General features: G+C 44.3%; 28 protein-coding genes. 21 read left to right on the top strand and 7 right to left on the bottom strand.

What is annotated here, in order from left to right; all coding sequences use genetic code 11:
- Positions 1-203: 203 nt before the first annotated feature.
- Positions 204-722 (bottom strand): hypothetical protein, encoded by a 519-nt coding sequence (locus tag IV55_RS07950; RefSeq protein ID WP_057811076.1) that lies wholly within the window; start codon positions 720-722, stop codon positions 204-206.
- 129 nt (positions 723-851) lie between these two features.
- Entirely contained in the window at positions 852-1463 is a 612-nt protein-coding gene (locus IV55_RS07945) for a TetR/AcrR family transcriptional regulator (protein WP_057811075.1), read from the bottom strand.
- 140 nt (positions 1464-1603) lie between these two features.
- Between IV55_RS07945 and IV55_RS07940 the strand changes: the two genes are divergently transcribed.
- Positions 1604-2914, top strand: coding sequence for an FAD-dependent oxidoreductase (locus IV55_RS07940; RefSeq protein WP_057811073.1), 1311 nt, complete (start codon positions 1604-1606; stop codon positions 2912-2914).
- A 130-nt stretch (positions 2915-3044) separates the two neighbouring features.
- On the opposite strand, the gene IV55_RS07935 is transcribed toward IV55_RS07940, so the two are convergent.
- Positions 3045-3560, bottom strand: coding sequence for a TetR/AcrR family transcriptional regulator (locus IV55_RS07935; protein WP_057811072.1), 516 nt, complete (start codon positions 3558-3560; stop codon positions 3045-3047).
- 109 nt (positions 3561-3669) lie between these two features.
- Between IV55_RS07935 and IV55_RS07930 the strand changes: the two genes are divergently transcribed.
- The gene (locus IV55_RS07930) at positions 3670-5376 is read left to right on the top strand and encodes an MFS transporter (protein WP_057811070.1); all 1707 of its coding nucleotides are present in this window, start codon (positions 3670-3672) and stop codon (positions 5374-5376) included.
- Positions 5377-5428: 52 nt separating this feature from the next.
- Here IV55_RS07930 and IV55_RS07925 read toward each other — a convergent pair whose 3' ends face one another.
- Positions 5429-6244: a hypothetical protein gene (locus tag IV55_RS07925; RefSeq protein WP_057811069.1), complete on the bottom strand. Its 816-nt coding sequence runs from the start codon at positions 6242-6244 to the stop codon at positions 5429-5431.
- Positions 6245-6410: 166 nt separating this feature from the next.
- Here IV55_RS07925 and IV55_RS07920 point away from each other — a divergent pair, with 166 nt between their 5' ends.
- Together IV55_RS07920 and IV55_RS07915 are read left to right on the top strand one after the other, a co-directional pair.
- Positions 6411-8942 carry a M1 family metallopeptidase gene (locus tag IV55_RS07920; RefSeq protein ID WP_057811067.1) on the top strand — a complete coding sequence of 844 codons (2532 nt, stop codon included), beginning with the start codon at positions 6411-6413 and terminating at the stop codon, positions 8940-8942.
- Positions 8943-9232: 290 nt separating this feature from the next.
- Positions 9233-9709 carry a nucleoside 2-deoxyribosyltransferase gene (locus IV55_RS07915; RefSeq protein WP_057811065.1) on the top strand — a complete coding sequence of 159 codons (477 nt, stop codon included), beginning with the start codon at positions 9233-9235 and terminating at the stop codon, positions 9707-9709.
- Between the two features lie 106 nt (positions 9710-9815).
- On the opposite strand, the gene IV55_RS07910 is transcribed toward IV55_RS07915, so the two are convergent.
- A complete protein-coding gene (locus IV55_RS07910) occupies positions 9816-10499 on the bottom strand; it encodes a YoaK family protein (protein ID WP_057811063.1) in 684 nt (227 codons plus the stop codon).
- Between the two features lie 203 nt (positions 10500-10702).
- Here IV55_RS07910 and IV55_RS07905 point away from each other — a divergent pair, with 203 nt between their 5' ends.
- On the top strand, positions 10703-10924 hold the full coding sequence (locus IV55_RS07905) for a hypothetical protein (protein WP_057811062.1): 222 nt from the start codon (positions 10703-10705) through the stop codon (positions 10922-10924).
- Between the two features lie 108 nt (positions 10925-11032).
- Here IV55_RS07905 and IV55_RS07900 read toward each other — a convergent pair whose 3' ends face one another.
- Both IV55_RS07900 and IV55_RS07895 read right to left on the bottom strand, forming a co-directional pair.
- Positions 11033-13639, bottom strand: coding sequence for a YfhO family protein (locus IV55_RS07900; RefSeq protein ID WP_057811061.1), 2607 nt, complete (start codon positions 13637-13639; stop codon positions 11033-11035).
- Positions 13640-13641: 2 nt separating this feature from the next.
- Positions 13642-14589, bottom strand: a complete 948-nt coding sequence (locus IV55_RS07895) for a glycosyltransferase family 2 protein (protein WP_057811058.1) — start codon at positions 14587-14589, stop codon at positions 13642-13644.
- 301 nt (positions 14590-14890) lie between these two features.
- On the opposite strand from IV55_RS07895, the gene IV55_RS07890 reads away from it, so the two are divergent.
- The 16 genes from IV55_RS07890 (at position 14891) to IV55_RS07820 (ending at position 26793) form a co-directional block, all read left to right on the top strand.
- On the top strand, positions 14891-15340 hold the full coding sequence (locus tag IV55_RS07890) for an OsmC family protein (protein WP_057811056.1): 450 nt from the start codon (positions 14891-14893) through the stop codon (positions 15338-15340).
- 154 nt (positions 15341-15494) lie between these two features.
- Positions 15495-15689, top strand: a complete 195-nt coding sequence (locus IV55_RS07885; RefSeq protein WP_057811054.1) for a hypothetical protein — start codon at positions 15495-15497, stop codon at positions 15687-15689.
- A gap of 267 nt (positions 15690-15956) precedes the next feature.
- Entirely contained in the window at positions 15957-16850 is an 894-nt protein-coding gene (locus tag IV55_RS07880) for an RluA family pseudouridine synthase (RefSeq protein WP_083483982.1), read from the top strand.
- A 77-nt stretch (positions 16851-16927) separates the two neighbouring features.
- Positions 16928-17455, top strand: coding sequence for a YqeG family HAD IIIA-type phosphatase (locus IV55_RS07875; protein ID WP_057811051.1), 528 nt, complete (start codon positions 16928-16930; stop codon positions 17453-17455).
- Entirely contained in the window at positions 17452-18600 is a 1149-nt protein-coding gene (gene yqeH, locus IV55_RS07870) for a ribosome biogenesis GTPase YqeH (RefSeq protein ID WP_057811049.1), read from the top strand. Before IV55_RS07875 ends, yqeH begins: the two co-directional genes overlap by 4 nt.
- A gap of 18 nt (positions 18601-18618) precedes the next feature.
- Positions 18619-18933 carry a YhbY family RNA-binding protein gene (locus IV55_RS07865; protein ID WP_057811047.1) on the top strand — a complete coding sequence of 105 codons (315 nt, stop codon included), beginning with the start codon at positions 18619-18621 and terminating at the stop codon, positions 18931-18933.
- A 32-nt stretch (positions 18934-18965) separates the two neighbouring features.
- On the top strand, positions 18966-19607 hold the full coding sequence (locus tag IV55_RS07860) for a nicotinate-nucleotide adenylyltransferase (RefSeq protein WP_057811045.1): 642 nt from the start codon (positions 18966-18968) through the stop codon (positions 19605-19607).
- Positions 19600-20217, top strand: coding sequence for a bis(5'-nucleosyl)-tetraphosphatase (symmetrical) YqeK (gene yqeK, locus IV55_RS07855; protein ID WP_057811043.1), 618 nt, complete (start codon positions 19600-19602; stop codon positions 20215-20217). Before IV55_RS07860 ends, yqeK begins: the two co-directional genes overlap by 8 nt.
- Positions 20218-20244: 27 nt before the next feature.
- Positions 20245-20610: a ribosome silencing factor gene (rsfS, locus tag IV55_RS07850; protein WP_083483985.1), complete on the top strand. Its 366-nt coding sequence runs from the start codon at positions 20245-20247 to the stop codon at positions 20608-20610.
- Positions 20607-21338: a class I SAM-dependent DNA methyltransferase gene (locus IV55_RS07845; RefSeq protein ID WP_057811039.1), complete on the top strand. Its 732-nt coding sequence runs from the start codon at positions 20607-20609 to the stop codon at positions 21336-21338. Before rsfS ends, IV55_RS07845 begins: the two co-directional genes overlap by 4 nt.
- Before the next feature lie 12 nt (positions 21339-21350).
- Positions 21351-22508: a nucleotidyltransferase gene (locus IV55_RS07840; protein ID WP_057811036.1), complete on the top strand. Its 1158-nt coding sequence runs from the start codon at positions 21351-21353 to the stop codon at positions 22506-22508.
- Positions 22509-22582: 74 nt separating this feature from the next.
- Positions 22583-23134, top strand: coding sequence for a YceD family protein (locus IV55_RS07835; RefSeq protein ID WP_057811034.1), 552 nt, complete (start codon positions 22583-22585; stop codon positions 23132-23134).
- A gap of 64 nt (positions 23135-23198) precedes the next feature.
- Positions 23199-23384 (top strand): 50S ribosomal protein L32, encoded by a 186-nt coding sequence (gene rpmF, locus IV55_RS10180; protein WP_083483981.1) that lies wholly within the window; start codon positions 23199-23201, stop codon positions 23382-23384.
- Between the two features lie 122 nt (positions 23385-23506).
- Complete coding sequence (locus tag IV55_RS07830; RefSeq protein WP_057811032.1) at positions 23507-24382, top strand: sulfite exporter TauE/SafE family protein; 876 nt, start codon at positions 23507-23509, stop codon at positions 24380-24382.
- Positions 24383-24496: 114 nt separating this feature from the next.
- A complete protein-coding gene (locus tag IV55_RS07825; protein WP_057811030.1) occupies positions 24497-25213 on the top strand; it encodes a response regulator transcription factor in 717 nt (238 codons plus the stop codon).
- Complete coding sequence (locus IV55_RS07820; RefSeq protein ID WP_057811028.1) at positions 25210-26793, top strand: sensor histidine kinase; 1584 nt, start codon at positions 25210-25212, stop codon at positions 26791-26793. Before IV55_RS07825 ends, IV55_RS07820 begins: the two co-directional genes overlap by 4 nt.
- Positions 26794-26813 lie beyond the last annotated feature (20 nt).

Raw genomic sequence — 26813 nt, 5'->3', positions numbered from 1 at the left:
AGGAAGCTGATCTTTTTTGTCCGAACAGCGTTCGGATTAATTTTACAATCTACCTTAAGCGTAAAAACGCCTTTCAAGGCGTTTTTATTTTGCACAAAAAAGACGACCACAAAAGTGATCGCCCTGGAATGATTCCATGCGGATAAGCACAGAACTATTGTATTGTACCATAGTTTATTGAACATCGTCCGCAAACGCGAAATTTAGTCGCCTTTACCAATGATGTTACCATCGTCGTCGTATGAATTGCCGCTATTGTCATTATGAATATGTGTGCCATCAGGTAAATGATAATCGGCGTTTGGTGTACGCGCCATTTTATACCAGTAGTTCGGATCATTTTTATCTGGCATGCTTTGGCTACTACTGTCAGCGCTACTGTTGCTGGCGGCGGAAGCACTTGCAGCGCTGGCAGATGCCTGTGAGTCCTGGGCGGCTTTTGAGGATTGCGCTGCGGCGATAGAACTTTGTTGACTGGCCGCAAGTGCGGATTGTTGTTCATCAATCACAGATTGAGATGCTGCAGATTTGCTTTTAGAAAGCGACTTAGAATTCGCCTTGGCCAATGATTCTTTCTTTGACTGTGCTTTGGCTTGACGACTGCTTGCTGCGGCAGAGCGAGAACTTGCGCTGTCATTTGATGACTTGGTTGAATGACTGCCACAGGCCGTCAATAATAACGCGCTCAATAGGGTAACACTTAGCGTAACTGATTTTTTCATGTGATTCCTTTCATACTATACAAACGTGATAAAGCTGCCTAACGAAAACATACAACTCCAGCATACAAAGTTATAAGTTATCTGTACATAAAAAATACAAATCCTAATGGTCCTCCAAGAGATACGCTACTAATTGTTCATAAATAGCAGGGACGGCATTACGATATCTGAGATAAGTGCGTTGATTTTCTCTTCAGTTTCCACATCACTATTCATTAGATCGTGGTAGCGCAATAAATCAAATAATACTAGCTGAATCGCGACTGCGGGCGTTTGCATTAATTCATGTCGTCGCAGGGCATTTTCAATGACTGGTCGCATCATTTGTAGATGGGTCTGATCCAGCTTGGCATTTAAAGCCTGTAGTTGGTCTTGGTTCTGTTGTTGAAGTGAATTAGTGAATAGTAATCGGAAAAAACGAAAGGGGTCAGTCGTTGTTTGGCCAAGAAAACGATGAGCAAGGGTCAGTAAATCTGCATGTAGTGAACCTTCGTCTAATGGTGTTTCAATTGGCCCGGCCGTTTGCTGGCTAATTTCAAACATCACGGTCTGAAATAATAAATCAAATGGTGAATCCCAATAGCGATATAAGACGCTACGGCTCGTGTTAGCGATGGTTGCTACCTGTGAAAACGTAATTGCTGCGACGCCTTCTTGTCGTAACAAAGAATAAGTTGCGGCATAAATATCATGTTCAAGCTGATCGCCACGCCGGCGACCGGTATTTTTTTGTTCGGTCATGTTAATCTCCTTAAGTACAGATTCCCGAATGTGTACCGTAATTGTTCAGAAACTTCTCCAAACCATCTTGAAGTTGGTAAGTACGGATTGTATCCTATATGACGATTATAAGATACAAATTGACTTTTAAGGAGAAAAACATGAAAATTATTGTAATTGGTGGTTCACATGGTGGACGCGAGGCTGTTGATGGACTTTTAGAAACAAAAACGAATGATCTTAAGATTGATTGGTTCGACGCAGCGTCATTTGGTCCCATTATGGGATGGTCAGAGGACCAATTAATTAATCATAAAGCTGAGTTAGCCGCCAAAGATGTGACGATTTTTGATCAAACAAGGATTATTAGTCTTGATCCACAGAAGCATGAAGTGACTGCTCAAGATAGTACTGGTCAGCAATGGGTGGATCGCTATGACAAAATGGTCCTGAGCTTAGGTTCCCAACCAATCGTCGTGCCAGTAGATGGACATGACTTAGCAAACATCGTGACTGTGCAAGGGCGCGCAAACTTGATGCAGTTACGACATTTGGCAACCCAAGAGACACTTAAAAAAGTTGTGGTGATTGGCGCCGGATACATTGGTTTGAACGTGGCTGAAATATTTAGTCGCACGGGCAAGGATGTCACTGTGATCGATGCGAGCGACCGTCCGTTTAGTAATAATTTGGATACAGAATTTACAGATGTGCTGACTGATGCCATTAACGTGTCTGGGATTCATTTACAGATGAATGAACGATTGTCTGGTTTTGCTGGTGTTGAGGGCAATGTTCAAACAGTGCTCACAGACAAGGGTGAATACACTGCAGACCTAGTGGTTGAGGTGATTGGTAATCGTCCAAATACTGAGTTGGTAAAAGATGTGCTTGAAATTGACGCGCAGGGACTGATTACGGTTGATGCCTATCAGCAAACAAGCAATCCTGATATTTTCGCCGTAGGGGATGCGACTACAGTGTTGTATACACCAACAAACAAACGCCAGCGAGTTCCTTTAGCCAGTGCAACTGCGCATACTGCACGTCAGGTTGCGGCTAATCTGGTTGGTGAAGCTAATTCCATTCAAGGTGTACAAGGAACTTCAGCACTGCGTTGTGCTGGATACGATTTTGCGACGACGGGCTTAAATACCGTGATGGCCGCTAAAATGAACATGACGGTTAGTTCTGTTTATGTCACACAGAATAAGTTGATGGACGACGTGCCTGCTGAACGTAACCACCAAATTTGGTTCAAACTGTTCTATGATCAAGCATCAGGACGTGTCTTAGGTGCGCAAATCATGGCGCAAACTGATGTCACCGAAGTAATCAACACGATTTCTTTGGGCATTCAGTTAGGCGTCACGGTTCGGCAGTTGGCTGACGCAGATTTCTTCTTCCAACCAGAATTGAGTCGGCCACAGAGTATTGTGAACGTCGCAGCACAACGCGCATTACGAGATTAATAAAAATCGAGCGTGGGACAAAAGTCGAGCAGTCGTGAGCAGGACCTAGAAGTGCCGTACGGGTTGGTATAAAACCCTTTAGGTAGTTCAGAGTCTGCACAGTGACTTGGCTTTTGGCCCACTTTTTTTATTATCGCTGTAAAAATTTAGCCACCCGTTCACCCATTCGTTCAGGAGAATCTGGCATCCCCGCGGCCATCCAAGCAACCGCCATATTGACAACCGCACCGGATAGAAAATCGATGTAGTAAGGTGCACTGACGATAGCAGGTTTGCCAGGTACGAGACTATTTTTGATAAGCAGGGTAAACACCGTCGCAAAGGTATCCACCAATGTCGTATAGAAGCCGGCCTTTAATAGAAGTTGTTGGTTTTCGACGCCATTTTTGGCGAGCTGAAAGTATTTAGCCATTAGGGTGGCTAGATTTGGCCGTCCACTATTCGGCAGCGAACGCAGATATTGCAACATTTGTTGTGTTTGGAATTTCTTGATAATCGCATCAAATGTCCCAAACTCACGATAAAAATAGGTTCGTGAAACATGTGCTTTGCGACACAATGCTGTGATCGAAACATCTTCCATCGGCCTGGTAGCCAACATCGCCAGTAAGGCGTGATAGGTATCCGTCAGCTTTACTTGCTTCATTTCTTGTGGACTAATAGTTTACAAAAACGCTCCTTTTGTAACGCAAAGATTCATTCGTAGTATAGCACTTGCTAGACTGAATTCCATTCAGAAAGAAAGTGTGACTAAAATGACAAGAAAACAAGTAAGTATCGTCCTAACCATGGCGATTGGAATTTTCCTATGTATGTTGGATACGACAGTGATGAACATCGCGTTACCAGCGATTCAAAAAGGGCTTGATGTTAGCCTGGATCAACTGTCCTGGGCGTTGAATATCTATACGATTTTATTTGCGTGCTTAACGATTCCGCTGGGACGAATGGCCGACATCTTTGGCCGTTCAAAGCTATATGTGATTGGCCTTGTTTTATTTTTACTCGGCTCGCTCTTTTCAGGAATTGCGCAAAGTGTTGCCGTCCTAATTATTGGGCGTGGGATTCAGAGTATTGGCGCAGCAATTGTCTTTCCAGCTAGTATGACAATTGGAATTAGTCAGGTGAGCCTATCCAAACGAACCGTTGTGATTGGTATGCTAGGGGTAACGCAGGGACTCGCCTCTGCTTTGGGACCAACGATTGGTGGGGCAGTTACGCAGTATCTAGGTTGGCGGGGCATTTTCTTGATCAACGTGCCATTTGCTATTGTCGCAATTATCATGTGCATGAAATTACTTTCATTTGCGCCAACCAAACAGGAAGGTGTCAAAATCGATTTCGGTGGCATGGTCTTATCGATGATCACGTTGTTTAGCCTGATTTTAGCCTTAACCAAGGGGCAAAGCTGGGGCTGGCAAAATGGGCGCATCATCATACTCTTCATCATTAGTGCCGTGACCGTTGTTGCATTCGTGCTTGTTGAACAACGCGTTGCACAACCGATGATGCCGTTATCCTTGTTTAAGGACAAGCAGTTCACTGGTGCAGTGTTGACAATTATCCTTGCGCAAATTGCGTTGGTGGCGTTACTGGTTTTGATGCCTAGCTTCTTTACAAATGTGATGCATAAAGATGAGTTACAAGCGGCTTTGATGATTACGCCAACGTCGGTAATGATCTTTGTATTATCACCAATCAGCGGCACCATGATCACAAAGTTAGGACCACGGGTCGTAATCTTAGCAGGGAGTCTCTTGATGACTGCCGGGTACGTTGTCTTGAGTACGTTAAGCATTGATGTTTACTGGCACGTTTTCTTAGCTGCCGTGCTGATTGGAGCTGGCTTTGGGATTAACATCGGACCGATTACCGTATTGGCTGCTGGGAATTTTAAAGGCACGATGTTGACAGCTTCGCAAAGTGCCATTGGGGTCTTTCGTCAAATCGGCACATCGTTGGCAGTCGCAATCTTTGTTTCAGCCTTGTCCGCTAATCTTGTGACCGCTAAACATGACATGACGCAGCATGCGCGGACTGAATTAACTAGTTTAGCGGTACCAGCCAGTGTTAAACACACAGCACTGACGCAGGTCAAAGACCAAGGCAAGCATAAGTCTGAATCAGCGGCAACTGCGAAGAAAAACCAACAGAAATTGGTTCAACAGCAGTACGCATTGGCACTGACAAAGGCTCATGCAGCAAATGCACCACAACCCGTGAAGGACCAAATTTTACAACAGGTAACCAAGCAAGTTGTGGCACGCAGTAAGCAGATTACGGAAACCATGGCTGGATTTGCCCGTAACATGAAACGCTACAGCCATCGCGCCTTAGTCAAGGCATTTACACAGCCATATCAATGGGCACTGCCAGTTGTCGTATTGATGGGTGTGATGACGCTGATGTTTGATTCCAAACGTCATTATCTGGATAAACAAGCAGCGGCTTTGAAAGAATAATAAAAAACGGGAAGTGACTAGTCATGCTGGTCACTTCCCGTTTTTTAATTAATCAATAATCATCATCGTCGTTATCATCATTGGTGTCGACGCTGTTGTTGTCGTTATCACTTTGTGTGTCTGAGTCATCCTGTTGACTGTCACTGTCGTTATCATCAGTTTGGTCAGAGCTGTCATCATCATTACTTTGACTATCTGAATTCGAATCATCATCGTCATCACGGGAATGATCCTCAGCATATTTAGTATTTTTTTGCGCAGTCGCTAAATCCGCGCTTAAGTAATAGTGTGCGTCGGTCCAAGCTTCTGCACCACTGGCTGAAAAGAGAACCGGAACTTGTTTACCATTGACTGTTTCGTTAAGGACTGTGAAAAAGGAACCATCACCGGCACTTTGATACCAGCCCATAATATTGACCCAGCTAGCACCACGAATGTTGCATGTGGAAAACAGTGCCCAGTTATCCGCATGATCTTTCTGTTCAGGAGTCGTGGGCTGGGCGTTACCACTTAAGATTGCATTATCAGCAGAGGTACGATCTTGACTGGTGTGCATTGTGGACGTCGTATTATCAGCGGTCATTTGATTTGCTGTGAACGAGACGGTTTCGACTTTATTAGTGTAGGTGTCAAATGTATACCAGGTGTGCTGCATGTTTGCCGGGAAGAATGATTCGTTTGCGACAGCCGGTTTTGATGACGATTGCGCTGCTGGTTTTGTAGAAGTCTTCATGTGTGAGGTGCGTTTAGCAGAACTAGTTATACTTTGGTGTGAACTGGATGTTGAATTGGCAGTGGCTTTATTCCCACAAGCTGCGAGTAAGAATATGGTGGCCACTGTGTAGCCGAGTAGTAACCCTTTACGCATGATTGATATCTCCTGATTTTAATTATGTATTTATAAAAATAATTATATGCGTTTCTACCACTACATGCATGAAGATTTACGATGTATTTCTGAACAAACGGTAACAGCGCACCTTGAGACCGAATAGCGTATAATGAGAATATCCTAATAAAAGTGAGGAAGACTCATGCCTGAAATTGCACGTTTTTATGAAACATTCCAACCTGAACACTATGATTTATTCATTGATGTTGATCGAGGAACTAAAGTGATCAGCGGAACCACAACGATTAGTGGGGTTGCTCAATCAGCTAACATTTCTGTCCATCAAAAGGATTTAACGATTAAATCCGTACGTGTTGCTGGTGCAGATGTACCTTTCAATACTGACAACAGTGCTGATGCTGTGCGAATCGAATTGCCAGCCGCTGGCGAAACGAAGGTGACAATTAGCTACACGGCACCATTAACGGATTCAATGATGGGAATTTACCCATCTTATTATGAAGTGAATGGCGAAAAGAAACAGATTATCGGAACCCAGTTTGAAACAAACTTTGCGCGGCAGGCTTTTCCAAGTATCGACGAACCTGAAGCGAAGGCGACGTTTAGCATTGCCTTAAAGTTTGATGAACAACCTGGTGAAATTGCGTTAAGCAATATGCCTGAGATTAATGTTGAAGATGGTGTTCATTACTTCGATACAACGGTTAAGATGTCAACTTATCTAGTTGCCTTTGCCTTCGGTGATTTACAAGGTAAACAGACGACTACTAAGAGCGGTGTTCAAGTCGGTGTGTTCGCGACGAAGGCCCACCAACCGAAGGAACTCGACTTTGCGCTAGATATTGCCAAACGCTCGATTGAATTTTATGAAGACTTTTATCAAACACCATATCCATTACCACACTCATGGCAACTGGCACTACCTGATTTTTCAGCTGGTGCGATGGAAAACTGGGGCTTGGTTACGTACCGTGAAGCATACCTGGTACTGGACCCAGATAACACTGCTTTAGAGATGAAGCAATTAGTTGCAACCGTGATTGCGCATGAATTAGCACACCAATGGTTTGGTGATTTGGTCACCATGAAGTGGTGGGATGACCTTTGGTTGAATGAAAGTTTTGCCAACATGATGGAATATGTAGCTATCGACGCCTTGGAACCTGACTGGCACATTTGGGAAAACTTCCAAACGTCTGACGTGCCGGCAGCCTTGCAACGTGATGCCACAGATGGTGTTCAATCTGTCCACGTTCAGGTAACCAATCCAGCTGAAATTGACGCGTTGTTTGATGCCGCCATTGTTTATGCAAAAGGTGCACGGATGTTGGTCATGGTTCGTGCCTTGTTAGGTGATGATGCTTTACGAAGTGGCTTAAAACAATACTTTGCAGCACACAAGTATAGCAACGCAACCGGTGCCGATCTATGGGCTGCCTTGGGCGAAGCCTCAGGGATGGATGTTGGTGCCATCATGAATTCCTGGTTGGAACAACCTGGTTATCCAGTTGTGAAAGCCGCAGTTGTAGATGGCAAGTTGACGTTATCACAGCAACAGTTCTTTGTTGGTGATGGTGTTGAGAAAGGTCGTCGTTGGCAGATCCCGTTAAATGGCAATTACAGTGTGACGCCTAAGTTATTGACTGATGCGTCAGTCACACTTGGCGATTATGCACAACTGCGGGCAGACAATGGGCAACCGTTCCGTCTTAACGTTGGGAACAATTCGCACTTTATTGTTGCCTATGATAAAACCTTGCAAGATGACATCTTGGCACATACAGATGAGCTAGATGCAATTTCGCAATTACAATTCTTACAAGATTTACGTTTGTTGGCTAATAGTCGCACAGTGTCTTATGCGGCGCTTGTTCCATTGCTGCCAAAGTTTGCTAACAGTGATGCCACGGTGGTAAATGCAGCTTTGTACAATGTTGTTAGCAATTTGAAACGGTTTGTAACTGCCGATTCAACGGAAGAAACAAACTTGCGTCAGTTGTTTGGTCAATTAAGTGCCGAACAAGTTGCTCGTTTAGGATGGCAGCCAAAAGCTGGTGAATCTAATGATGATCAGTTGAGTCGTCCTTATGCGCTGAGCGAAGCACTTTACGCCAAGAATGCGGATATCATTGCTGAAGCACATCAGCTGTTTACCACCAACAAAGACAACTTAGCCGCATTACCAGCTGATGTTCGGTCACTGGTGCTGGGTAGCGAAGTTCGCAACTTCGGTAGTGCCGAATTGTTTGATCAATTGTTGCAGGCTTATGTTGCAACCTCAGATGCCAGTTTCAAGGCTGACTTACGCGGTGCGTTAACTAGCAGTCCAGACAAGTCATTGTTGGCTAAGCTGATTAAACAGTTTGAAAATGCAGATGTGATCAAGCCACAAGACTTGCGTGGTTGGTTCCGTGGGGTGCTTGCTAATGACGATGGCGAGCAGTTAGCTTGGGACTGGATTCGTAAAGATTGGCAGTGGTTGGATGATACGGTTGGTGGTGACATGGAATTTACCACGTACATCACCGTGATTGCCGGTATCTTCAAACATGCGGATCGTTTGGCAGAGTTCAAGGCCTTCTTTGAACCTAAGTTGAACACGCCTGGCTTGACGCGTGAAATCACCATGGATACGAAGGTGATTGAAAGTCGCGTCGCCTTAATTGAAGCGGAACAAGCTGCGGTGAATGCGGCGGTGGCTGCTGCTTTATAGGAGAGTGGTACAAAAGTCGGGAAGTCGTGAGCAAGACCTAGAACTACCGTACGGGTTGGGCTTCAACCCGGTAGGTTGTTCGTAGTCTGCACAGCGACTTGACTTTTGTTCCACGTTTTATCTATGTAAGTTTGTAAATTAAATCAAAAGGAGCTTTGAGGACAATAATTTATGTCCCCAAAGCTCCTTTTGATGCCCAGATTTTAATGATTTGTTCGCCGTTTTTCATTCAATGTGCGTAAATTTTCGGTATACTAGTTAGAGCACATTTACAGAAAAGGGGCATTCACATGTACAAAAACAGAGTTTACCTAGCAAGTCCATTCTTCTCAGACGAGCAAAAGTCGCGGATTGCGACCGTTGTTGAAGCACTGCGGAAGAATGACACCATCGATGCTGAAGGAATTTTTATTCCCCAAGAACATCAAGAAGAATCGTTGGAATTTGGTTCTTTTGAATGGCAAGATTCCGTGTTCGCCAGCGATATGCGCCAAGTTAAACGTGCCGATGTGGTCGTTGCAATCTTGGATTATAAGTATGAAGAGGGCAACCAAGAACCAGATGCCGGCACCATTTTTGAAATCGGTGCTGCATGGGCATGGAACATCCCAGTGATCATGGTGCAATTCCATCCAGAAAATGAATTGAACCTAATGCTGGTTCGTTCGCTAACTGCAATGTACACCGGCGATAAAATTAGTGATGGGTTACAAACGTACGATTTCAACAACCTACCGACTAAATATACAGATATGAAGATCTTTTAAGCCACGCTTTCACTAGTTAAGCGCGATAATCAAAAGACGCGTTTGGGACACTTTGCCCAAACGCGTCTTTTGATGTATGAACTCAATAGTGAAAGCGTGGAAAAAATTAACGACCGTGCCGTTGATCCCAAATCATTAACAACAAGACAATTAGCAATGTCGCGACAACGCCTAGTAGTGACTGTGGGCCAACTAAACGCGTTAACCACGTCGAAACAAAGGCGCCGATACCAAAGCTCGTTGCGACCCAAAAGCTGTCACGCAAGAGCACATGATTCGTTGCTTGATCGCCATGCCCAGTAAGCAAGTTGAGCAGTGCGGCGCCAACAGTTCGCAAATTACCGGTCGTCATGGTCGTGTTGTAGGGATGGTTATTCAGGACACGAAAGGTGTGTACTTGAAAAGCCGCAAATAACGACAGTCCACTGGTAATTCCGCGGCTTGGCAGGATCGGCAACATTAGATCGATTGCCAGAATACCGAGCAGCTCAGCGATAATACTAATTTCCTGCCAAATGAGGTGACCGGGACGACTGAAGCGTTGCTCAATGAGATTAGCTAGGCCGGCGCCAAGAACAAAGCAGAGAATCGGAATGAGGTAGGCAAGTGTTTTGGCAAAGTGTCCATCAGCCAGATTTAATCCAAGAAGAATAACGTTCCCAGATTGCAAACTGGCGAAGACCTCGCCGTGAAAGATATAGGTATAGGCATCTAGATAACCACCAACGCTGGCGAGTAAAACACCAGTAATCAGTGATTCATAGATGGGTCGTTTAGATGATGATTGCATGTTGCCACTTCCTTGTGAATTTAAATAGTCAATTTAGTATAAGCCGGCATCACAAAAATAGCTGGAATTAATGTTTATTAATTGCTCGTCATTCCCTTGTAAAGAAAACTTCATCAAAGTTATCACAAAAATTAGTCGACATTAGCGGTCAAACCCGGTATCCTAGTTGCATTATCTAAAATCGTCAGGAGAAACCTTATATCATGATTACAAATACCGAAGCCTTCCTTACTGAGTTAAAACAAATCTTACGTGGCTCATTTGATGATGACCAATATTTAGTTGAAGCAGTCGTTAACCGCCTTCAACAATCAGATACAACGCATTATGAAGTGTCGAAGTGGCGTGCCAACGATCATCAGGATCACGAGTTCACGTTCCAGCTAAACGACGACCATTCATACACGTACTTACACGCACGGTAATAACTGTGTTGTTTATAAAACGCCGCAAGTTCAGTCTACACAGACTGAACTTGCGGCGTTTTTGTTAAGATTATTTGATACATAAGCAATTATTCGTTTGCAGGTTCTTTATTTCAGCAAATGTTGCCGGCGATAATCGCCCCAACAATACAGCAGAAATAAGAAGAAACTTAGAAGGCTCAAGATAACACCAACTCGGAAACCAGGTGCACGGTAAACCAAGCGAATGCGATGCTGACCACGTGTTAATTTAATGGCACTCATATTACCAGCCACTTTTTCAACCGGGACATCGACATCATCAACATACATATGCCAACCGGCATCATGCGGGATACTCAGAAATAGCCATGGCTTACTTGGCTTAATGCGAATGGTGCCGTGGAGACGGTCAGGTCGCCAATCGTGAGCTAGTTTAAAGGTGGACTGGTGTAATTGTGCTAATGACGCATCAAATGCCCGCTGGTCTAATGTTTGTAGCCAATTTTGTGGTGTCTTGATTGGCTTTGGACTCGTTAGGGTCAAGGTGACAGGGGTGCCAGTCTTAAACCGACCGAGTGAAAGCATTGCTTGCGACTCAATGTTTAAACGGGTTGACTGCTTAGTGCCATTAACATGGATGTTTGCAGCGGCGACTTCAACATCAGGGAAGTAAGCGTAAAGTGTCCCATCAGCTTGTGCACGCAATGAATACGTATAGTGATATTGTTTGTCAGCCGATTGCCGGCGAACGACTTTATGCACTTTAACTGGTTTAAAGTAATTTTTGTGTGTGCCATTGATTGCTTGCCACAGCTCGTTTTGATTCTGGATGGCAGCATTTTTGGTTAGTTTTACATCCAGTAAACGGTCGCTCGCTGCAAATCCGAGTGGCAAGGCATGCTTATGGATGTTTAACGTATATTTTGCTGGCGTCATTTGAAGTTCATATTTGACTGCGAACAAGGCATTGGTTAAATGCGTGCTACCCTCAGAGCTGATGCGACGAGAATTCTTACTATAAAAACCAAGTTGTTTCAAAGTTTGGCGTGTGGATTCATTAAGCGTAGAACTGTACAGATCCAGACCGTGGCTATTGAAGAGCAACGGATCATTGTAGTTATTGTAGGATTCACCATAGGCCTCATTGATGAGTGAATTACGATTGTCGACGCGGTAAAAGGCGTTACTATCACGCCGAATCTTGCTGAAATAGCGTTGTTCAATTTGGTAGTTTTTTTCATATGCAGTCTGATTACCAAGGTGGGCAGGCTGCAAGCCGAAATATAGATTTGCACCCAATTCACTAACTGTCAAAAATGCGAGGCATGTGATGGCAACTGTTTTGATGTACGGTGTGCTGCTAAGCCACAAAAGCGCCCAACAGATGACTAAGCCAATTAAACTGAAAAGCCAAAAGCGAGGACTAACGTACAGACTGGTGAGTGTGTCATGTTTAAGCAGCAATGGTTGAAAGATCATAGCCGTCACATAACCGATTGATAATAGCCCGGATGTAATCGCCAAAGCCCAGTTTAACTGGCGGTGATCATTAACAATACCGGCTTGCCAAGATTCATAGCCACACAGTAAGGCGATAAAAGTGAAGAAGTAAGCGTCTCTAAAAGGAAAGCCATTTGGTGGTTGTAGCATGTGCCAAATCGTATTGAATCCAGTTAGAAACATGCCAAGTACAAGAAAACCAATTAAGCCAGCAGTGATCCGTTTGTGGCGACGATCAATTCGTGGGTTTAAAAAGAAGCTAATGAAGAGTAGGAAGCCAAAGCTCGCCATGTAGACACTGGGATCATGTTGCAGGCGATTTGTGTAATCTGACGCGTTCATGCCAAATTGGGTGAATGCTGCCGGTCCGAACTGCGCGGTCGGTAAAAAAGCGCGCCAGGATAGACTCTGTTTGCTCGTTTGCAGCATGCCAAGCAGCGTTGGTAGCAAAACGAAAAGGGTACTAAAGCCACTCAACGCAGACACACCAATAAAACGCCAGTTGAGCTGTTTGTTGGTGTGTATCCGCTCACGCCAAGTCTGATCAGGCGTTTGTTCAACGATTAAATAGATGAAGTAACAAACAACAAACAGGCAGGTCATGTAACCCAAATAGTAGTTACTAACAATTGTTGCCCATAATGCGAGGAAATAAAGCGTGGGATTTTTATGCGCAACTAATTGACGCACACCGATCATAACGAGTGGTAGTAAAATCAGCGCATCGAGCCACATGATGTCATAGAAGTACGTTGCGACAAACCCACTTAACGAAAAGATGGTTGAAAAGATCAGGTTGGACCAGCGTGTGTTGTGATAGACGCGGCGCAAAAAGTACGCGGTACTCAATCCGATGCTACCAATCTTAAGCAAGATGATGTACGTGACGGCTAGTGGGACTTCACTGGCTGGAAAGAAGAATAGTAAAAGATTAAAAGGACTCAATAAGTAGTAGGCAACTAACGGAAAGGCGTTGTCGCCAAGCGATAGACTAAATGAGTAAAAGGAAAACTGGCCGGTCGTGATGGCATGTCGAAATTGAGTCAGCCATGCAACATACTGGGTGCCCATATCACTAATTAGCAAATTTTGATGCCCAAATGGAGCAATTTGTAATGACCAAAAAGTGATGATAACAACAATGATGGGTAACGCAAAAGCCAGCAGATCATAGCCAAAGCGGCGGTGACCATACTGGTTTAGGTTTTTGGGGATTTGGGGAATGCTAGACATGATTATTTTTCGTCCTTCACGATGTAAATAGGGCGGTGCTTACTTTCGAGGTACAAACGACCAATGTACTTTCCTAAAATACCTAGACAGAAAAGTTGTAGTCCACCCATTAAAAGGACAATGGAAACCATGGACGGCCAACCAGTTGTATGATCACCAAAGACAAGCGCTCGAATAACGATAAAGATTAACGCAATCAAGGCTGCGAAAAACGAAATGAATCCTGTGAAGGACGCAATTGATAAGGGCGCATCAGAGAAGTCAATGATTCCTTCAAGCGAATAACTAAATAATTGGAAGAAGGACCACGATGTATCGCCGGCAACACGATCACGGTTTTCAAAATCAATGTAGGTTGTTTTAAAACCAACCCAACTAAAGATCCCTTTTGAAAAACGGTTTACTTCTGCCATGGATAAAATCGCGTTAACCACTTGGCGCGTCATCAAGCGATAATCACGGGCACCAGGAACAATGTGTGTTTGTGAAATCCGATTGATTAGGCGATAGAACATCTTACTGAAGAAGGAACGAATTGGTGGCTCACCATTACGATCGACACGTCGGGCACCGACAATGTCATAGCCTTCCTTAGTCACACCATCTAGCATTTGTGTGAGTAAAGCAGGTGGATCCTGCAAGTCAACGTCCATAACCGCTACCAGTTCACCAGTGGCATGTTGGAGACCGGCATACAAAGCGGATTCTTTCCCGAAGTTGCGTGAGAAGTCGATGTAATGAACGTGTTCTGGATCAGTACTTTGTAGTTTTCTCATTTCACCGATGCTGTCGTCAGTGGAGCCATCGTTTACGAACCAGTATTCAGGCTCATAGTCAGGATAGTTGTCAGCCATGTCAGCAAAAACCTCTTGAACGGCTGGATAAAATAAGGCAATGGTTGGTTCCTCGTTGTAACAAGGAACGATGATTGAAATAGTATGTTTAGTCACGGAAAAACTCCTTTACAAACAGGTTTCTTTAATGGTTTACATTATAAACGAAAGCGAGCGTAACAAAATGATGATTACCTAAGTTTAATGAAGAAAAGTGGCGAAAGGGTCATCATTTTGTCATTAAAGCTTCCACTATTATACTTTGTGTATGACAACTTTATTAGGTGCAATATACAAGCAATGTCGCATAATGATGATTATCCGTGTGAAAAGTAAGATTTGTTGCGCGTGTGGTGAATCGGATTAAAATAAATTTAGTTGGAAACGCTTTCTTGCTAATTGAACGGAGGCAGTGATTATGGCAGTTGAAGGATCTTTGTACCACACGACGGTTGTTAATGAAAACGGGTTGGTTGGACAAAGTTTTGTCGAAGGCAATGAAGGTCTGGCACTTGGTGTTAGCAGTTCTTTAGTTGACGCAGCTGGGACAAATCCAGAACAATTCATTGGCTTTGCATTGAGCACTTGTTTTAACGCAACGTTACGTTTAGTTGAAGGGCAACATCGCTTACCACAAGACACTGAAGTCAAAACGCAAGTCGACATCGTTAAAGATACGGTAGGCTATAAATTTGTGGTGGATGCGCAGGTGATGTTTCCCAATGCAAATCAAAAAGATGCACAACAGATTTTAGATGAAGCGTTGGATCAATGTCCGGTAGCCAAGTTGCTAAAAGACAATGACACAGTTAGTTTCCGAATCGTTAATTCGTTTTCAGATGACGATGCTAATCAGTTCGGTGAATAACTATTTTCCGTAAACGAGTGCGAGCGAAAAGCCGTGTTTGGAACAAGGCAACTTTTTACAAAGGTCGTTTTACTTTACATTTTGCGTGATGTGTTTAGACTAAGAACCTTCATCAATAGATGAACACAGCAAAATTGTAAGGGGGTATTCAGTAATGAAGACTTATGAAATGACACCCCACGGTACTTGGCGGTTAGAAGTAAACCAAACGGGGCAGTGGGTAACGTTGTTAGACAATGTGAGCTATGCTACCGCCAAAACAGCACTTGACCGCATTGCAACTACAAACCAAGCAGCTTATCGACTGCACTACTTAGGTGAGACCGTTAGCTCATCTAAATCGGCTTAGCTAAAAGCGGACGTTGTGAGTGACCGTTTCAATCACAGTTAACTTTATAAATACAAAAATCGGACCGCCAAGGAGTCATCTTACGTGATGTAAGCTGAAACTTTGGCGGTCCGATTTTGTTTTATGATCGTTAGTAAAACGTGCCTTGTGTTTTTGCTTAAATACTAATGAGTGCATGCATCTGTTTGGAGAACGGACACTGCTTGTAACCACCTGGTCAACAAGGTACGATAGAACACACATTGAAACACAACGGGAGAACTTTGAATGAAGGTAACATGGACGGCGAAAGAGCCGGCAGTTAGTGTGAAACAGTTTTTGTTTGCGCAAGGTGTGAGTCATAACTTGTGGGTACGTGAAGCAGCCAATCGCGAATTAACGTTAAATGGTCAGGTAACGACTCCTGACTGGCCAGTGGAACCTGGCGACATCGTTGGTTACAGCTTACCAAATGAACCAAGTGATCCACGTATCGCGGTCAGTCAGTTACCGATTGCTGTCAGTTACGCTGATTCGAATTGGTTGGTCATTAATAAGGAAGCCGGCGTCAGTTCAGTGCCAGGACCAACGAATCAAAAAACGACCTTACTTAACCGGATTAAAGGCTGGGAACAAGCGAATCATGCGACAGATTTAGTCCCACGGTTGGTATCACGCTTAGATCGCGATACCAGTGGTTTACTACTTGCGGCGCGGCATAAATTAGCACAAGCCATTATTACACCACAAGTTGAAAACCATCAGATCAAGAAAGAATATTTGGCTTTGATTGCAGGCATGCCTACAGAAAATCATGGCATTATTGATGCACCAATTGCTCGGGTAGCCGACCAAGCTACCCGGGTAATTAGTGATGATGGACAAATGGCACAAACAGAATACTGGGTCGAAGAAACGTACGGAACAGTGAGCTTAGTGCGGCTACAATTACACACTGGTCGCACCCATCAAATCCGTGTGCATTTAGCTGCTATTGGTCATCCGTTATTAGGTGATACGTTGTACGGCGGTGATACAAAATTGATTAGTAGACAGGCATTACATGCCAGTCACCTCGTGTTTACGGATCCGTTTACGCACGCAAAGCACGATTTCACAGCACAGCTACCTGACGACATGCAGGATGTTATAACACAATTAAGCGGTTCATCCGCGCAATAACAGCAATTTTAATGTGATTCTGGTATAATGATTTAGATATTTTTATGATAATAAATAACGAAAACGAGGCGTAACCGATGGTGTCCCAGTTCAAACCAACGTGGATGGTTTCCGCAATTTATAATGTATCCCCTCAGCAATTGAAACGTGCCGGGATTAAAGCAATCTTGACGGATTTAGATAACACGTTGATTGCTTGGAATAATCCTGATGGGACACCGGAGTTACGGCAGTGGATCCAGACAATGCATCAAAATGGTATCCGTATCGTGGTGGTGTCAAACAACAGCGCTAAACGAATTTCACGAGCTGTGTCACCACTTGGGCTGCAATTTGTCTCACGTTCGTTAAAACCTTTAACACGGGGCATTCGCCAAGCACAACACGATTTGGGACTTACTAAAGATGAAGTCGTCATGGTAGGTGATCAATTGATGACTGATATGTGGGCTGCAAATAATGCGCATGTCCGTAGTATCTTGGTCAAACCGTTAATTGAAACTGATAAATGGGACACACAAATCAATCGTTTCTTTGAAAAATTTGTGATGCGCCGCTTACATCAACAATACCCAGGCATGACCTGGCAGGAGGACTTAGGATGAGCGAAGCTGCTCAAGTAGAAGCAACAGAGGAAGATTTATTTTGTATTGGCTGTGGGGCAAAGATTCAAACGGATGACCCTAAAGGTGTCGGATATACGCCTCAATCGGCTCTGAAAAAAGGGTTAGAAAGTGGCGAATTATACTGCCAACGCTGTTTTAGACTGCGACATTATAACGAAATCCAACCGGTGTCACTGACTGATGACGATTTTCGTCGTTTACTGAGTCAGATTCGTGATGCTAATGCACTGATCGTCTATGTCGTTGATATTTTTGATTTCAACGGTAGCATGATTCCTGGATTACATCGTTTCGTCGGCGACAATCCCGTTTTATTGGTCGGTAATAAAGAAGATATCCTACCACGCTCACTGAAGCGGTCAAAGCTCACGGATTGGCTACGGCAACAAGCTAACTTAAACGGCTTGCGGCCATTGGCAACGACTTTGCTTAGTGCCAAAAAAGGTAGCGATGTCGATGACTTACTTGCCCTAATTGATAAGTATCGCGGCGACCGTGATGTTTACGTGGTTGGGGTAACAAACGTTGGGAAATCAACGCTGATCAACCGAATTTTGAAACAAAACACCGGCGTGGCGGACTTGATTACGACGTCTCGTTTCCCAGGAACAACGTTAGATAAGATCGAAATTCCACTTGGTGAGGACCATGTACTGGTTGATACACCAGGAATTATTCATCCAGAACAGATGGCACATTTCTTGAGCCCCGAAGCGTTGAAGTTTGTGGCACCACAAAAGGAAATCAAGCCACGTGGGTATCAATTACAAGATGGTCAAACCATTTTCCTAGGGGCAGTTGCCCGCTTCGATCTCGTTAAAACGGTCGGCGGTAATAAAACCGCGGGTGTGACAGCTTACTTTGAGAATAATTTGCCACTTCACCGGACAAAGTTGGAAAATGCTGAAAATTTCTATGAAAATCATGCGGGTGAGCTATTAACACCACCAACAAAAGAAGAATTAGCTGACCTACCAGCATTGGCACGGCACGAGTTTAAAACGGATACGAAGAGTGATGTTGTTATCGAAGGCTTAGGCTGGGTTACTGTGCCAGCTAATGCAACGGTGGTTGGTTGGGCACCTAAGGGTGTTAACGTGTTATTACGACGGGCAATGATTTAAGTTTGAGGAGAAAATTAAATGGATTTAAAGGGTAAACAAAAGCATTTCTTGCGTTCAGAAGCACATTCATTACGGCCATTGTTTTCAGTGGGTAAAAACGGTCTAACGCAATCCTGGCTGGAACAACTTGAAGGGGCCATGGAAAAGCGGGAATTGATTAAGGTCAATTTGTTGCAAACAGCAGGTGCAACAGTGAGCGAAGCAGCTGCATTTATTGAGCAAAACAAACGGATTACAGTTGTGCAGACAATCGGGCATACACTCGTATTGTTCATGCAAGCAACGGATCCTGAGGATCAAAAGTTATCTAAACGCGTTGCCGCATTGGCTTAGTGAAACGCTTTGATGGATTGGTGGCATAAATAATGATCACATCTACGGTAGCAAAACAAACAGTTGATCCAGCAGTGATGACAGAAACCGTCACTGAGATGCCGCGGCAACGTGTCGGCATTCTAGGGGGAACATTTAATCCGCCACATATGGGTCACTTAATTATGGGAGATCAGGTTGGTAAACAGCTAGGTCTAAACAAGGTGTTATTTATGCCTAATGCGCAGCCGCCGCATGTCGATCATAAAGATGCCATTGATCCAATGATGCGGGCACGCATGGTTCGTCGCGCGATTTTTGGCAATCCACTGTTTGACCTTGAAATGGCAGAAATTCAGCGCGGCGGCAAGAGCTATACGTATGACACGATTGTTGCGTTAAAGGAACGTCACCCAAACACCGAGTATTACTTTATTATTGGTGGGGATGAGGTTGCCTATTTATCCACTTGGCATCGCATTGATGAGTTGGCCAAACTGGTGACATTTGTCGGCGTTAATCGCAGTGGTTTTCAAAAGGCGACACCGTATCCGGTTATCTGGGTAGATGTGCCGACCATCGATATCAGTAGTTCATTGATTCGGGAGCGCGTTAAGCGTGGACAATCAATTCATTATTTGGTTCCAGAAACTGTTGAAGCATACATTAAGGAGCATCAGCTATATCATGAGTGAGTCAATGACCTATCAACAAAATATTTATCCAGGGTCGCGTGCTGAATTAATCGCTGCTATTTCATCTAAGCTAAAGGAAAAGCGTTTTGAACACGTGTTACGTGTAGAAGAAACGGCGATTACGTTGGCAGAAGAAAATGGTGTTGATTTAGAAAAGGCCAGTATTGCTGGCCTTGTTCATGACTATGCCAAGCAGCGTACGGATAAAGAATTCGTGGATATGATCAAGAAGCATCAGTTGGATCCTGATTTATTGAACTGGGGAAATGCGATTTGGCATGGTGTCGTGGGTGCTGAATTTATTCGCGATGAATTGCAGATTTATGATGAAGCAATTTTAAATGCAGTTCGTTTTCATACAACTGGTGCTGCAGAAATGTCACCATTGGCACAGGTCGTGTACATGGCCGATTACATTGAACCTGGACGAGATTTTCCTGGTGTTGACGAAGCACGGCAAATCACGCACAATGATTTGGCAGCAGGCGTTGTATACCAAACGAAACAAACGCTCAGTTACCTAGTTCAAAAAAATGCACCAGTGTATCCAGCAACCATTGCAACATATAATCACTGGGTTGCAAAAAAGCAAACGAAGTATAACTACTGATTCTGTTATTAATAGAAATGGAGAATGATCTTGGATAGTAAAGCAATGTTAGAAACAGCTGTTAAAGCTGGAGATTCAAAACGTGCTGAGGATATCGTTGCCTTAGACGTTGAACAAGTTAGTTTAGTCGCTGACTACTTTGTCATCATGAATGGTGGTTCAAAGCGTCAGGTGCAGGCCATTGCACAGGCTGTGTTGGATGAAGAAGCAGAAGCTGGCGTAGATGTTCGTCGCATTGAAGGAAAGACTGAAGGCACATGGGTCTTACTTGATTTTGGGGACATCTTAGTACACATTTTCCAAGAAGAACAACGGCACTACTACAACTTGGAAAAGTTATGGTCAGATGCACCGTTGGTTGATATCGACGCGTGGGTGAGTGAAAACGTATGATGTACGCACAATTTGCTGAGTTTTATGACGAACTCTTTGATCCAGCCATGTATGATTCATGGCTGGATTTTGTGCGTCAACAACAACCTGCAGACAAGACTGAGGTATTAGAACTGGCTTGTGGTACCGGACGCCTTGCTGTGAAGCTGATTCAAGCAGGCTACCAGGTGACAGGGTTAGACTTGGCACCAGAAATGCTGAGTTTAGCGGCGCAACGGGCAGCGACTGAAAAGGTGGAATTACCACTGATTGAAGGCAATATGCTAACGATTGGCGATTTGCCCCAGTACGATTTAGTGACTTGTTTCGATGATTCACTTTGTTATTTGCCAGATGAAAACCAGTTATTGGCAGCCTTTTTAGAAGCGCATGCACATGTTCGGCAAGGTGGACAGTATCTGTTTGATGTCATCACGCCTTATCAAACAGATGATGTGTACCCAGGCTATATGTACAATTTTCATGATGAAGATCGCGCGTTTATGTGGACGAGTTATGAAGGGGATGCGCCGCATCAAGTGGAACATGACCTGAATTTCTTCATGTGGAATGAGAAAATTAACGGATATGACCATCATTCTGAATTACATGTGGAACGGACTTATCCATTGGCAACTTATCAGAAACTATTGAACCAGGCTGGCTTTACAGACGTTAAGGTCACAGCCGATTTTGGCAAAAATCAGCCGGTTGCAAAAACGACTCGTTGGTTCTTTGCTTGCGCGTAGGGAGATGTGTGAATGCGAGCGGTTGGTGTCGTAACTGAATACAATCCATTTCATAACGGGCATGCTTATCACTTGCAACAAGCACGTGCTGTGACTGGTGCTGATGTTGTCGTTGCTGTGATGAGCGGTAATTTTGTGCAACGCGGAGAAGCCGCTATTTTCGACAAGTGGCAGCGCGCAAACGAAGCGTTACATAACGGTGCTGATGTCGTGATTGAGTTACCATTTCAATGGGCAGTTCAGCCGGCGCATATATTTGCCCAAGGCGCTTTAGAATTGCTGTCAGCAATGAAAATCGACACCATGGTCTTCGGTGCTGAACATCCAGAGACTGATTTTTCGGCGTTAGCGAAAGTTCCGATGGCTGATTCGACTGCTTTTAAGCAATTTGATCGAACCTTTGCGACGCAATTTAATGAAGTTTTTGAAGCCCAGACTGGCTTCAAACTGGATCAACCCAATGACATTTTAGGTTATGGGTATGCGCGAGCAAATGAACAATTAGCAGTGCCATTGAAGCTACGCGCCGTTGGCAGACGTGGGAGTGCGTATCATCAAACGACCTTATCTAAAGAAACATTTTCCAGTGCGACGGCCATTAGGCAGGCAGTGTTGACACAGGAAAGCGCAGTCCAAATTAGCGACATGGTTCCTGGGACAACATTAGCCGATGTTCAGGCAGGTAGGGCACAACCTGGGTGGTCGGACACGATGTGGGCTTTGTTACGACATACATTACTAATGACGCCGGTTGATGAGTTACAGCAAATTTACCAAATGTCTGAAGGGTTAGAGTATCGGTTGCAAGAAGCAGCAGAAAAATCGGCTACTTGGCAGGATTTCCTGACCGCAATTAAGACAAAGCGATATACCTATTCGCGATTACAACGCGTGTGTTTATATACGTTGTTACATGCGACCACCACAGATATGCGATCTAAAAGCGAGGCGTACCTTCGCTTACTCGGGTTCACTGAAATAGGGCAGCAATTTTTACATGAAACCAAAAAAGATTTCACCAGACCGTTGATTACACGGTTTGACCAACACTTAAAGACAGGACAACTTAATCTCGACTACCGTGCTGGCATGCTTTACGAAATGTTGACAGGCACACAACAAGATTTCCGCCGTGATCCAATCAGAATCGCGTCAGATCAGCAAAACTAGCTGTCAAGGATTTCACGTTGACATTCCGGAATGCCGCCGGTATAATTGATTTCGTTGCATTAGGAGGTTTATCGATGAAATGGTCGCTTAAAGAGTTAGAAAAGTATCGTAGCGAACCACTGCGGATCGACGAAACTTTGGATGTTAAGGATAAAGTACGTGAACGCTTTAGTGACCACGTACTAGATATTGATCCCGTTAAGGTTGTCGGCACCATTACGATTGATCGTGATGATGTACTGCTAGACGCCCATGTTACTGGAAGTGCCGTTGTGCCTTCTAGCCGGTCATTGCAGCCGGTGTCATTTCCATTTGACTTTGACATGAACGAGATTTACATTCCTGAGGCAAGTCACTTTGACCGCTATGAGGAAGACGAAACAGTCTTACTACTAGACGGACAAACCGTTGACTTAGATGATGGTGTTGTTGACAACATCATCGCTCAGATTCCAATGCAAATTCTAACTGACGCTGAACGTAGTGGGGCAGACATGCCCGCCGGTAATGGCTGGGAAGTCATTAGCGAAGATGACTACGTCGCAACGCAGGAAGAAAATCAACCCACTGATCCACGTCTCGCTAAGCTGAAGGGGCTGTTCCCTGATCAGGATTCAGACCAGTAACCAGGTTTAGCAGATTTTAAAAACACATGTGTGGATAAAATCAATCAAGGAGGTGCTCGTTCACATGGCTGTACCAGCACGGAAAACATCAAAAGAAAAGAAGTTGAAGCGTCGCGGACACATCAAATTAGCTACGCCAAACTTAGCTCCATGTCCTAACTGTGGGGAATTGCGGATGTCACATCGCGTATGCCCTAGCTGCGGATTCTACGATGGCAAGCAAGTCGTAAAGACTGCTACCAACGCGTAATTTTAATGAAAACACCGGAGAGGCCTAGGCTCTTCGGTGTTTTTTTGTGATTTCGTACATCAAACATGCAAGTTTCAGGTATACTATTTTTTTACACAATTTGTTTTAAGGGGAAATGGTTGATGCGCAGTGCGCTAATTGTAATGTTGCTTCTTGTCGGTATTTTATACGCGGGGTATTTAGGTAGAGACTTATGGCGCCATCGCCAGGAGTTAAAAAGCACAACGCCAGCTTCTGGATGGGTGGCCATTAGTGGTGTGTTCATTTTTCTTCTGTCTACGCTTGGCGTCTCAGACTTCGCTGTCAGTACAGCCATTTATTCGCCGACAAAATGGGTGACGATGAAGCAATTACCCGGTACGTTAAATGTACAAGGCGTGTTACCTTTTGTCATGATGGGCATTGGCTTTACGGGTGTCGTTAAGGTGGCACCAGTGACACTGATTTTATTAGTCGGCGCACAGGTAGTTGGGGCTATATTAAGCCCCCGCTTGGTGGTTAAATTGCCAGAGCGCACCATTAAATGGTGGATTGCCTGCGGGTTAGTTGTGGCTGGTGGTTTTATTTTAGCAAGTCGACTACATTTGATTGCCGGTAATGGAACGGCCACCGAGTTGACAGGTGGGAAACTACTGATTGGTTGTTTATTGCAGATGGTTTATGGTGCACTGAACAACATTGGTATTGGTTCCTATGCGTTAACGACTGCAACTGTCTATGCGTTGGGTTTAAATCCATTGGTTGCCTTTCCGGTTATGATGAGTGGCTCAGCCTTGTCTGTTGCGGCAGGCAGTAGCATGTTCATTCATTACGGTGATTACAATCGTAAAGTTGCGGCCGTGGCCACCAGCTTTGGATTGCTTGGTGTGCTACTTGGGCTAGTTGTGTTTGCACATTTTAACGTGGCCATTGTGACTTGGATTGTCATCGGCGTTTTATTTTACACGGCTGGAAATTTATTTTATGGATTAGTTCAACAACGGCGTGTGGAGAAGTGAAGCCGCGCAGATGGTGGCGAAAATGGCGACAAAATGATAAGATTAAAACGCTGTTAAGAAATTAAACCGTTCTGGTAAAAGAACGATAATAAAAAAATGTGGAGACTTAGTTAAATGGACAACACAGAACAATCAGGTGCTAAGAAATATAAGATTCTGATCATTGAAGACGAGAAGAATCTCGCCCGTTTTGTTGACCTTGAATTAAAACATGAAGGCTATGAGACGCACGTTGAGTACAACGGCCGTGCCGGCTTAGAAGCTGCCTTAGCAACTGAATTTGACGTTATTTTATTAGACTTAATGTTACCTGAATTAAATGGGTTAGAAGTATGTCGACGGGTGCGTGAAGTTAAGAGCACGCCAATCGTGATGATGACTGCCCGCGATTCCGTGATTGATCGTGTTTCGGGATTGGATCATGGAGCCGATGACTACATCGTTAAGCCATTTGCCATTGAAGAATTATTGGCACGGGTACGGGCCTTATTGCGTCGAATCGACATTGAAGGCGAACAAAAGAACTTCAAGCAAACCGTTGTGGAATACAAAGATCTACGAATTGAGAAGGAAAACCGGATCGTTCGTCGTGGCGATGAAATTATTAACCTAACGAAACGTGAATATGAATTATTGTTGACGTTAATGGAAAATGTCAATGTTGTGTTGGCTCGTGATGTCTTATTACAAAAGGTATGGGGTTACGAATCAGAAGTTGAAACGAATGTGGTGGATGTTTACATTCGGTACCTACGTAACAAAATTGACCGCCCTGGCGAGGACAGCTACATTCAAACAGTTCGCGGGACTGGGTACGTTATTCGTTCATGATCGATGAACAAGCACAATCAATCAAAAAACGACGGCGGTTATCGCTGAAGTGGAAGTGGGCACTCGGTACCGGTACGGGTGTCTTTGTTATTTTCACAGTCGTTTTAGGCCTCCTGTTCTCAAGCTTTACGTCGGTGTTACTTCGCCAGGAACGCCGTCGGACAGATGATGCAGTGAAGGTTGTCTCACAGCGTTTGAATCATGAACGCACAGATTTAACGAGTGACGATGTTGAACCAGTATTAAGACCACGAGAAAATCCATACCAACCACATGATCCTAGTAAGCCTGATGAAAATCATAATTTATATAATGATGAAATCATCCGGACCCTTGCCAGCGATAATTTGGCGGTGAGTGTGTATGACCGCAGTGGTGCAGAAATATTTGCATCACGTGTTGATCCAGAGCCATTTAAGGCCGTTAACAAGCGACAGTTGAAGCTTAACAAAATGGCAGGTGGACATGTTGTCTATGTGGAACGAGCACCGATTTATACTCGTGATGGTACACGGCTAGTTGGCTATGTTCAGGTCACTAACCGGCTGAATGCTTATTGGCGCACCTACCAGCGGACCGGCTCCATTTTGATTGTCCTGCTGCTGATTGGGCTGTTAGCGATTTCTGTGTTTGGTTACATGCTTGCCAGTTATTTCTTACGGCCAATTTCAGATATGACGGCGACCATTACAGGTGCACGCGATGATCCGCAATCTAGTTTACGGGTGCCAGAATCTCGGCGTAATGATGAGTTGGCAGATTTATCTGAGTTATTAAACAGCATGTTGGACCAGATGCAACGCTACATTGATCAGCAGCAGCAATTCGTGGGGGATGTTTCCCATGAACTACGGACGCCGGTTGCCATTATTCAAGGACACATGGAATTGTTGAACCGGTGGGGAAAAGACGACCCTGAAGTGCTTAATGAGTCGATTCAAGCTTCCTTAGCAGAGACGAAGCGAATGCAAAGCTTGGTTCAGGAAATGTTGGATCTGTCACGAGCTGAGCAAGTTGAAATTGACTTTCGGAATCAGGTGACTGACATTAAGGAAGTCGTCAACCAAGTATTCAGTAACTTTAAAATGATTCATCCAGATTTCACATTCTCCTTAGACGATGATTTGCGAAAGGCGACTTATGTATCGATGTTCCGTGATCATCTGGAGCAGGTACTGATTATTTTGATGGATAATGCGGTTAAATATTCACAAACCAGAAAAGAGATTCATTTGTCGCTGTCTGAGGATCGCCGTAACGCACAGGTATCGGTACAAGACTTTGGGGAAGGGATTTCTCCAGAGAACATCGATCGTGTGTTTAACCGGTTCTATCGGGTTGATAAAGCACGTTCCCGTGAAAAGGGCGGGAATGGACTCGGCTTATCCATCGCCAAACGGTTAGTGGAAGGTTATAACGGGAAAGTTTCCGTTGAATCTGTTATCGGGCATGGATCGATTTTCCAAATCTCATTGCACATTTTGACAACGGCTGAGCGTGAACACTTAGCCAAGTTACAAGCTGAGAAGCCAACGCCTCGGGCTGGCGAAGCACTAGCAGGTAGTAATTTACTGGAATAAAAAGTGAGCTATAAGGTAAA

Origin of the sequence: Furfurilactobacillus siliginis (assembly GCF_001437435.1) — a bacterium.
GTDB lineage: Bacteria > Bacillota > Bacilli > Lactobacillales > Lactobacillaceae > Furfurilactobacillus > Furfurilactobacillus siliginis.
Note: the sequence above shows the minus strand (reverse complement) of the source record. Positions and strands in the feature narration are given on the sequence as shown.

Excerpts from the sequence above, each read along its gene's own strand:
- IV55_RS07900 (WP_057811061.1), bottom strand. The coding sequence starts at position 13,639 with ATGTCTAGCATTCCCCAAATCCCCAAAAACCTAAACCAGTATGGTCAC.
- IV55_RS07910 (WP_057811063.1), bottom strand. The coding sequence starts at position 10,499 with ATGCAATCATCATCTAAACGACCCATCTATGAATCACTGATTACTGGT.
- IV55_RS07880 (WP_083483982.1), top strand. The coding sequence starts at position 15,957 with ATGAAGGTAACATGGACGGCGAAAGAGCCGGCAGTTAGTGTGAAACAG.
- IV55_RS07865 (WP_057811047.1), top strand. The coding sequence starts at position 18,619 with ATGGATTTAAAGGGTAAACAAAAGCATTTCTTGCGTTCAGAAGCACAT.
- IV55_RS07860 (WP_057811045.1), top strand. The coding sequence starts at position 18,966 with ATGATCACATCTACGGTAGCAAAACAAACAGTTGATCCAGCAGTGATG.
- IV55_RS07925 (WP_057811069.1), bottom strand. The coding sequence starts at position 6,244 with ATGCGTAAAGGGTTACTACTCGGCTACACAGTGGCCACCATATTCTTA.
- IV55_RS07875 (WP_057811051.1), top strand. The coding sequence starts at position 16,928 with ATGGTGTCCCAGTTCAAACCAACGTGGATGGTTTCCGCAATTTATAAT.
- rpmF (WP_083483981.1), top strand. The coding sequence starts at position 23,199 with ATGGCTGTACCAGCACGGAAAACATCAAAAGAAAAGAAGTTGAAGCGT.
- IV55_RS07835 (WP_057811034.1), top strand. The coding sequence starts at position 22,583 with ATGAAATGGTCGCTTAAAGAGTTAGAAAAGTATCGTAGCGAACCACTG.
- IV55_RS07890 (WP_057811056.1), top strand. The coding sequence starts at position 14,891 with ATGGCAGTTGAAGGATCTTTGTACCACACGACGGTTGTTAATGAAAAC.
- IV55_RS07945 (WP_057811075.1), bottom strand. The coding sequence starts at position 1,463 with ATGACCGAACAAAAAAATACCGGTCGCCGGCGTGGCGATCAGCTTGAA.
- IV55_RS07940 (WP_057811073.1), top strand. The coding sequence starts at position 1,604 with ATGAAAATTATTGTAATTGGTGGTTCACATGGTGGACGCGAGGCTGTT.
- IV55_RS07905 (WP_057811062.1), top strand. The coding sequence starts at position 10,703 with ATGATTACAAATACCGAAGCCTTCCTTACTGAGTTAAAACAAATCTTA.
- IV55_RS07820 (WP_057811028.1), top strand. The coding sequence starts at position 25,210 with ATGATCGATGAACAAGCACAATCAATCAAAAAACGACGGCGGTTATCG.
- IV55_RS07950 (WP_057811076.1), bottom strand. The coding sequence starts at position 722 with ATGAAAAAATCAGTTACGCTAAGTGTTACCCTATTGAGCGCGTTATTA.
- IV55_RS07830 (WP_057811032.1), top strand. The coding sequence starts at position 23,507 with ATGCGCAGTGCGCTAATTGTAATGTTGCTTCTTGTCGGTATTTTATAC.
- yqeK (WP_057811043.1), top strand. The coding sequence starts at position 19,600 with ATGAGTGAGTCAATGACCTATCAACAAAATATTTATCCAGGGTCGCGT.
- IV55_RS07845 (WP_057811039.1), top strand. The coding sequence starts at position 20,607 with ATGATGTACGCACAATTTGCTGAGTTTTATGACGAACTCTTTGATCCA.
- IV55_RS07920 (WP_057811067.1), top strand. The coding sequence starts at position 6,411 with ATGCCTGAAATTGCACGTTTTTATGAAACATTCCAACCTGAACACTAT.
- IV55_RS07915 (WP_057811065.1), top strand. The coding sequence starts at position 9,233 with ATGTACAAAAACAGAGTTTACCTAGCAAGTCCATTCTTCTCAGACGAG.
- yqeH (WP_057811049.1), top strand. The coding sequence starts at position 17,452 with ATGAGCGAAGCTGCTCAAGTAGAAGCAACAGAGGAAGATTTATTTTGT.
- IV55_RS07825 (WP_057811030.1), top strand. The coding sequence starts at position 24,497 with ATGGACAACACAGAACAATCAGGTGCTAAGAAATATAAGATTCTGATC.
- IV55_RS07930 (WP_057811070.1), top strand. The coding sequence starts at position 3,670 with ATGACAAGAAAACAAGTAAGTATCGTCCTAACCATGGCGATTGGAATT.
- IV55_RS07935 (WP_057811072.1), bottom strand. The coding sequence starts at position 3,560 with ATGAAGCAAGTAAAGCTGACGGATACCTATCACGCCTTACTGGCGATG.
- IV55_RS07840 (WP_057811036.1), top strand. The coding sequence starts at position 21,351 with ATGCGAGCGGTTGGTGTCGTAACTGAATACAATCCATTTCATAACGGG.
- IV55_RS07885 (WP_057811054.1), top strand. The coding sequence starts at position 15,495 with ATGAAGACTTATGAAATGACACCCCACGGTACTTGGCGGTTAGAAGTA.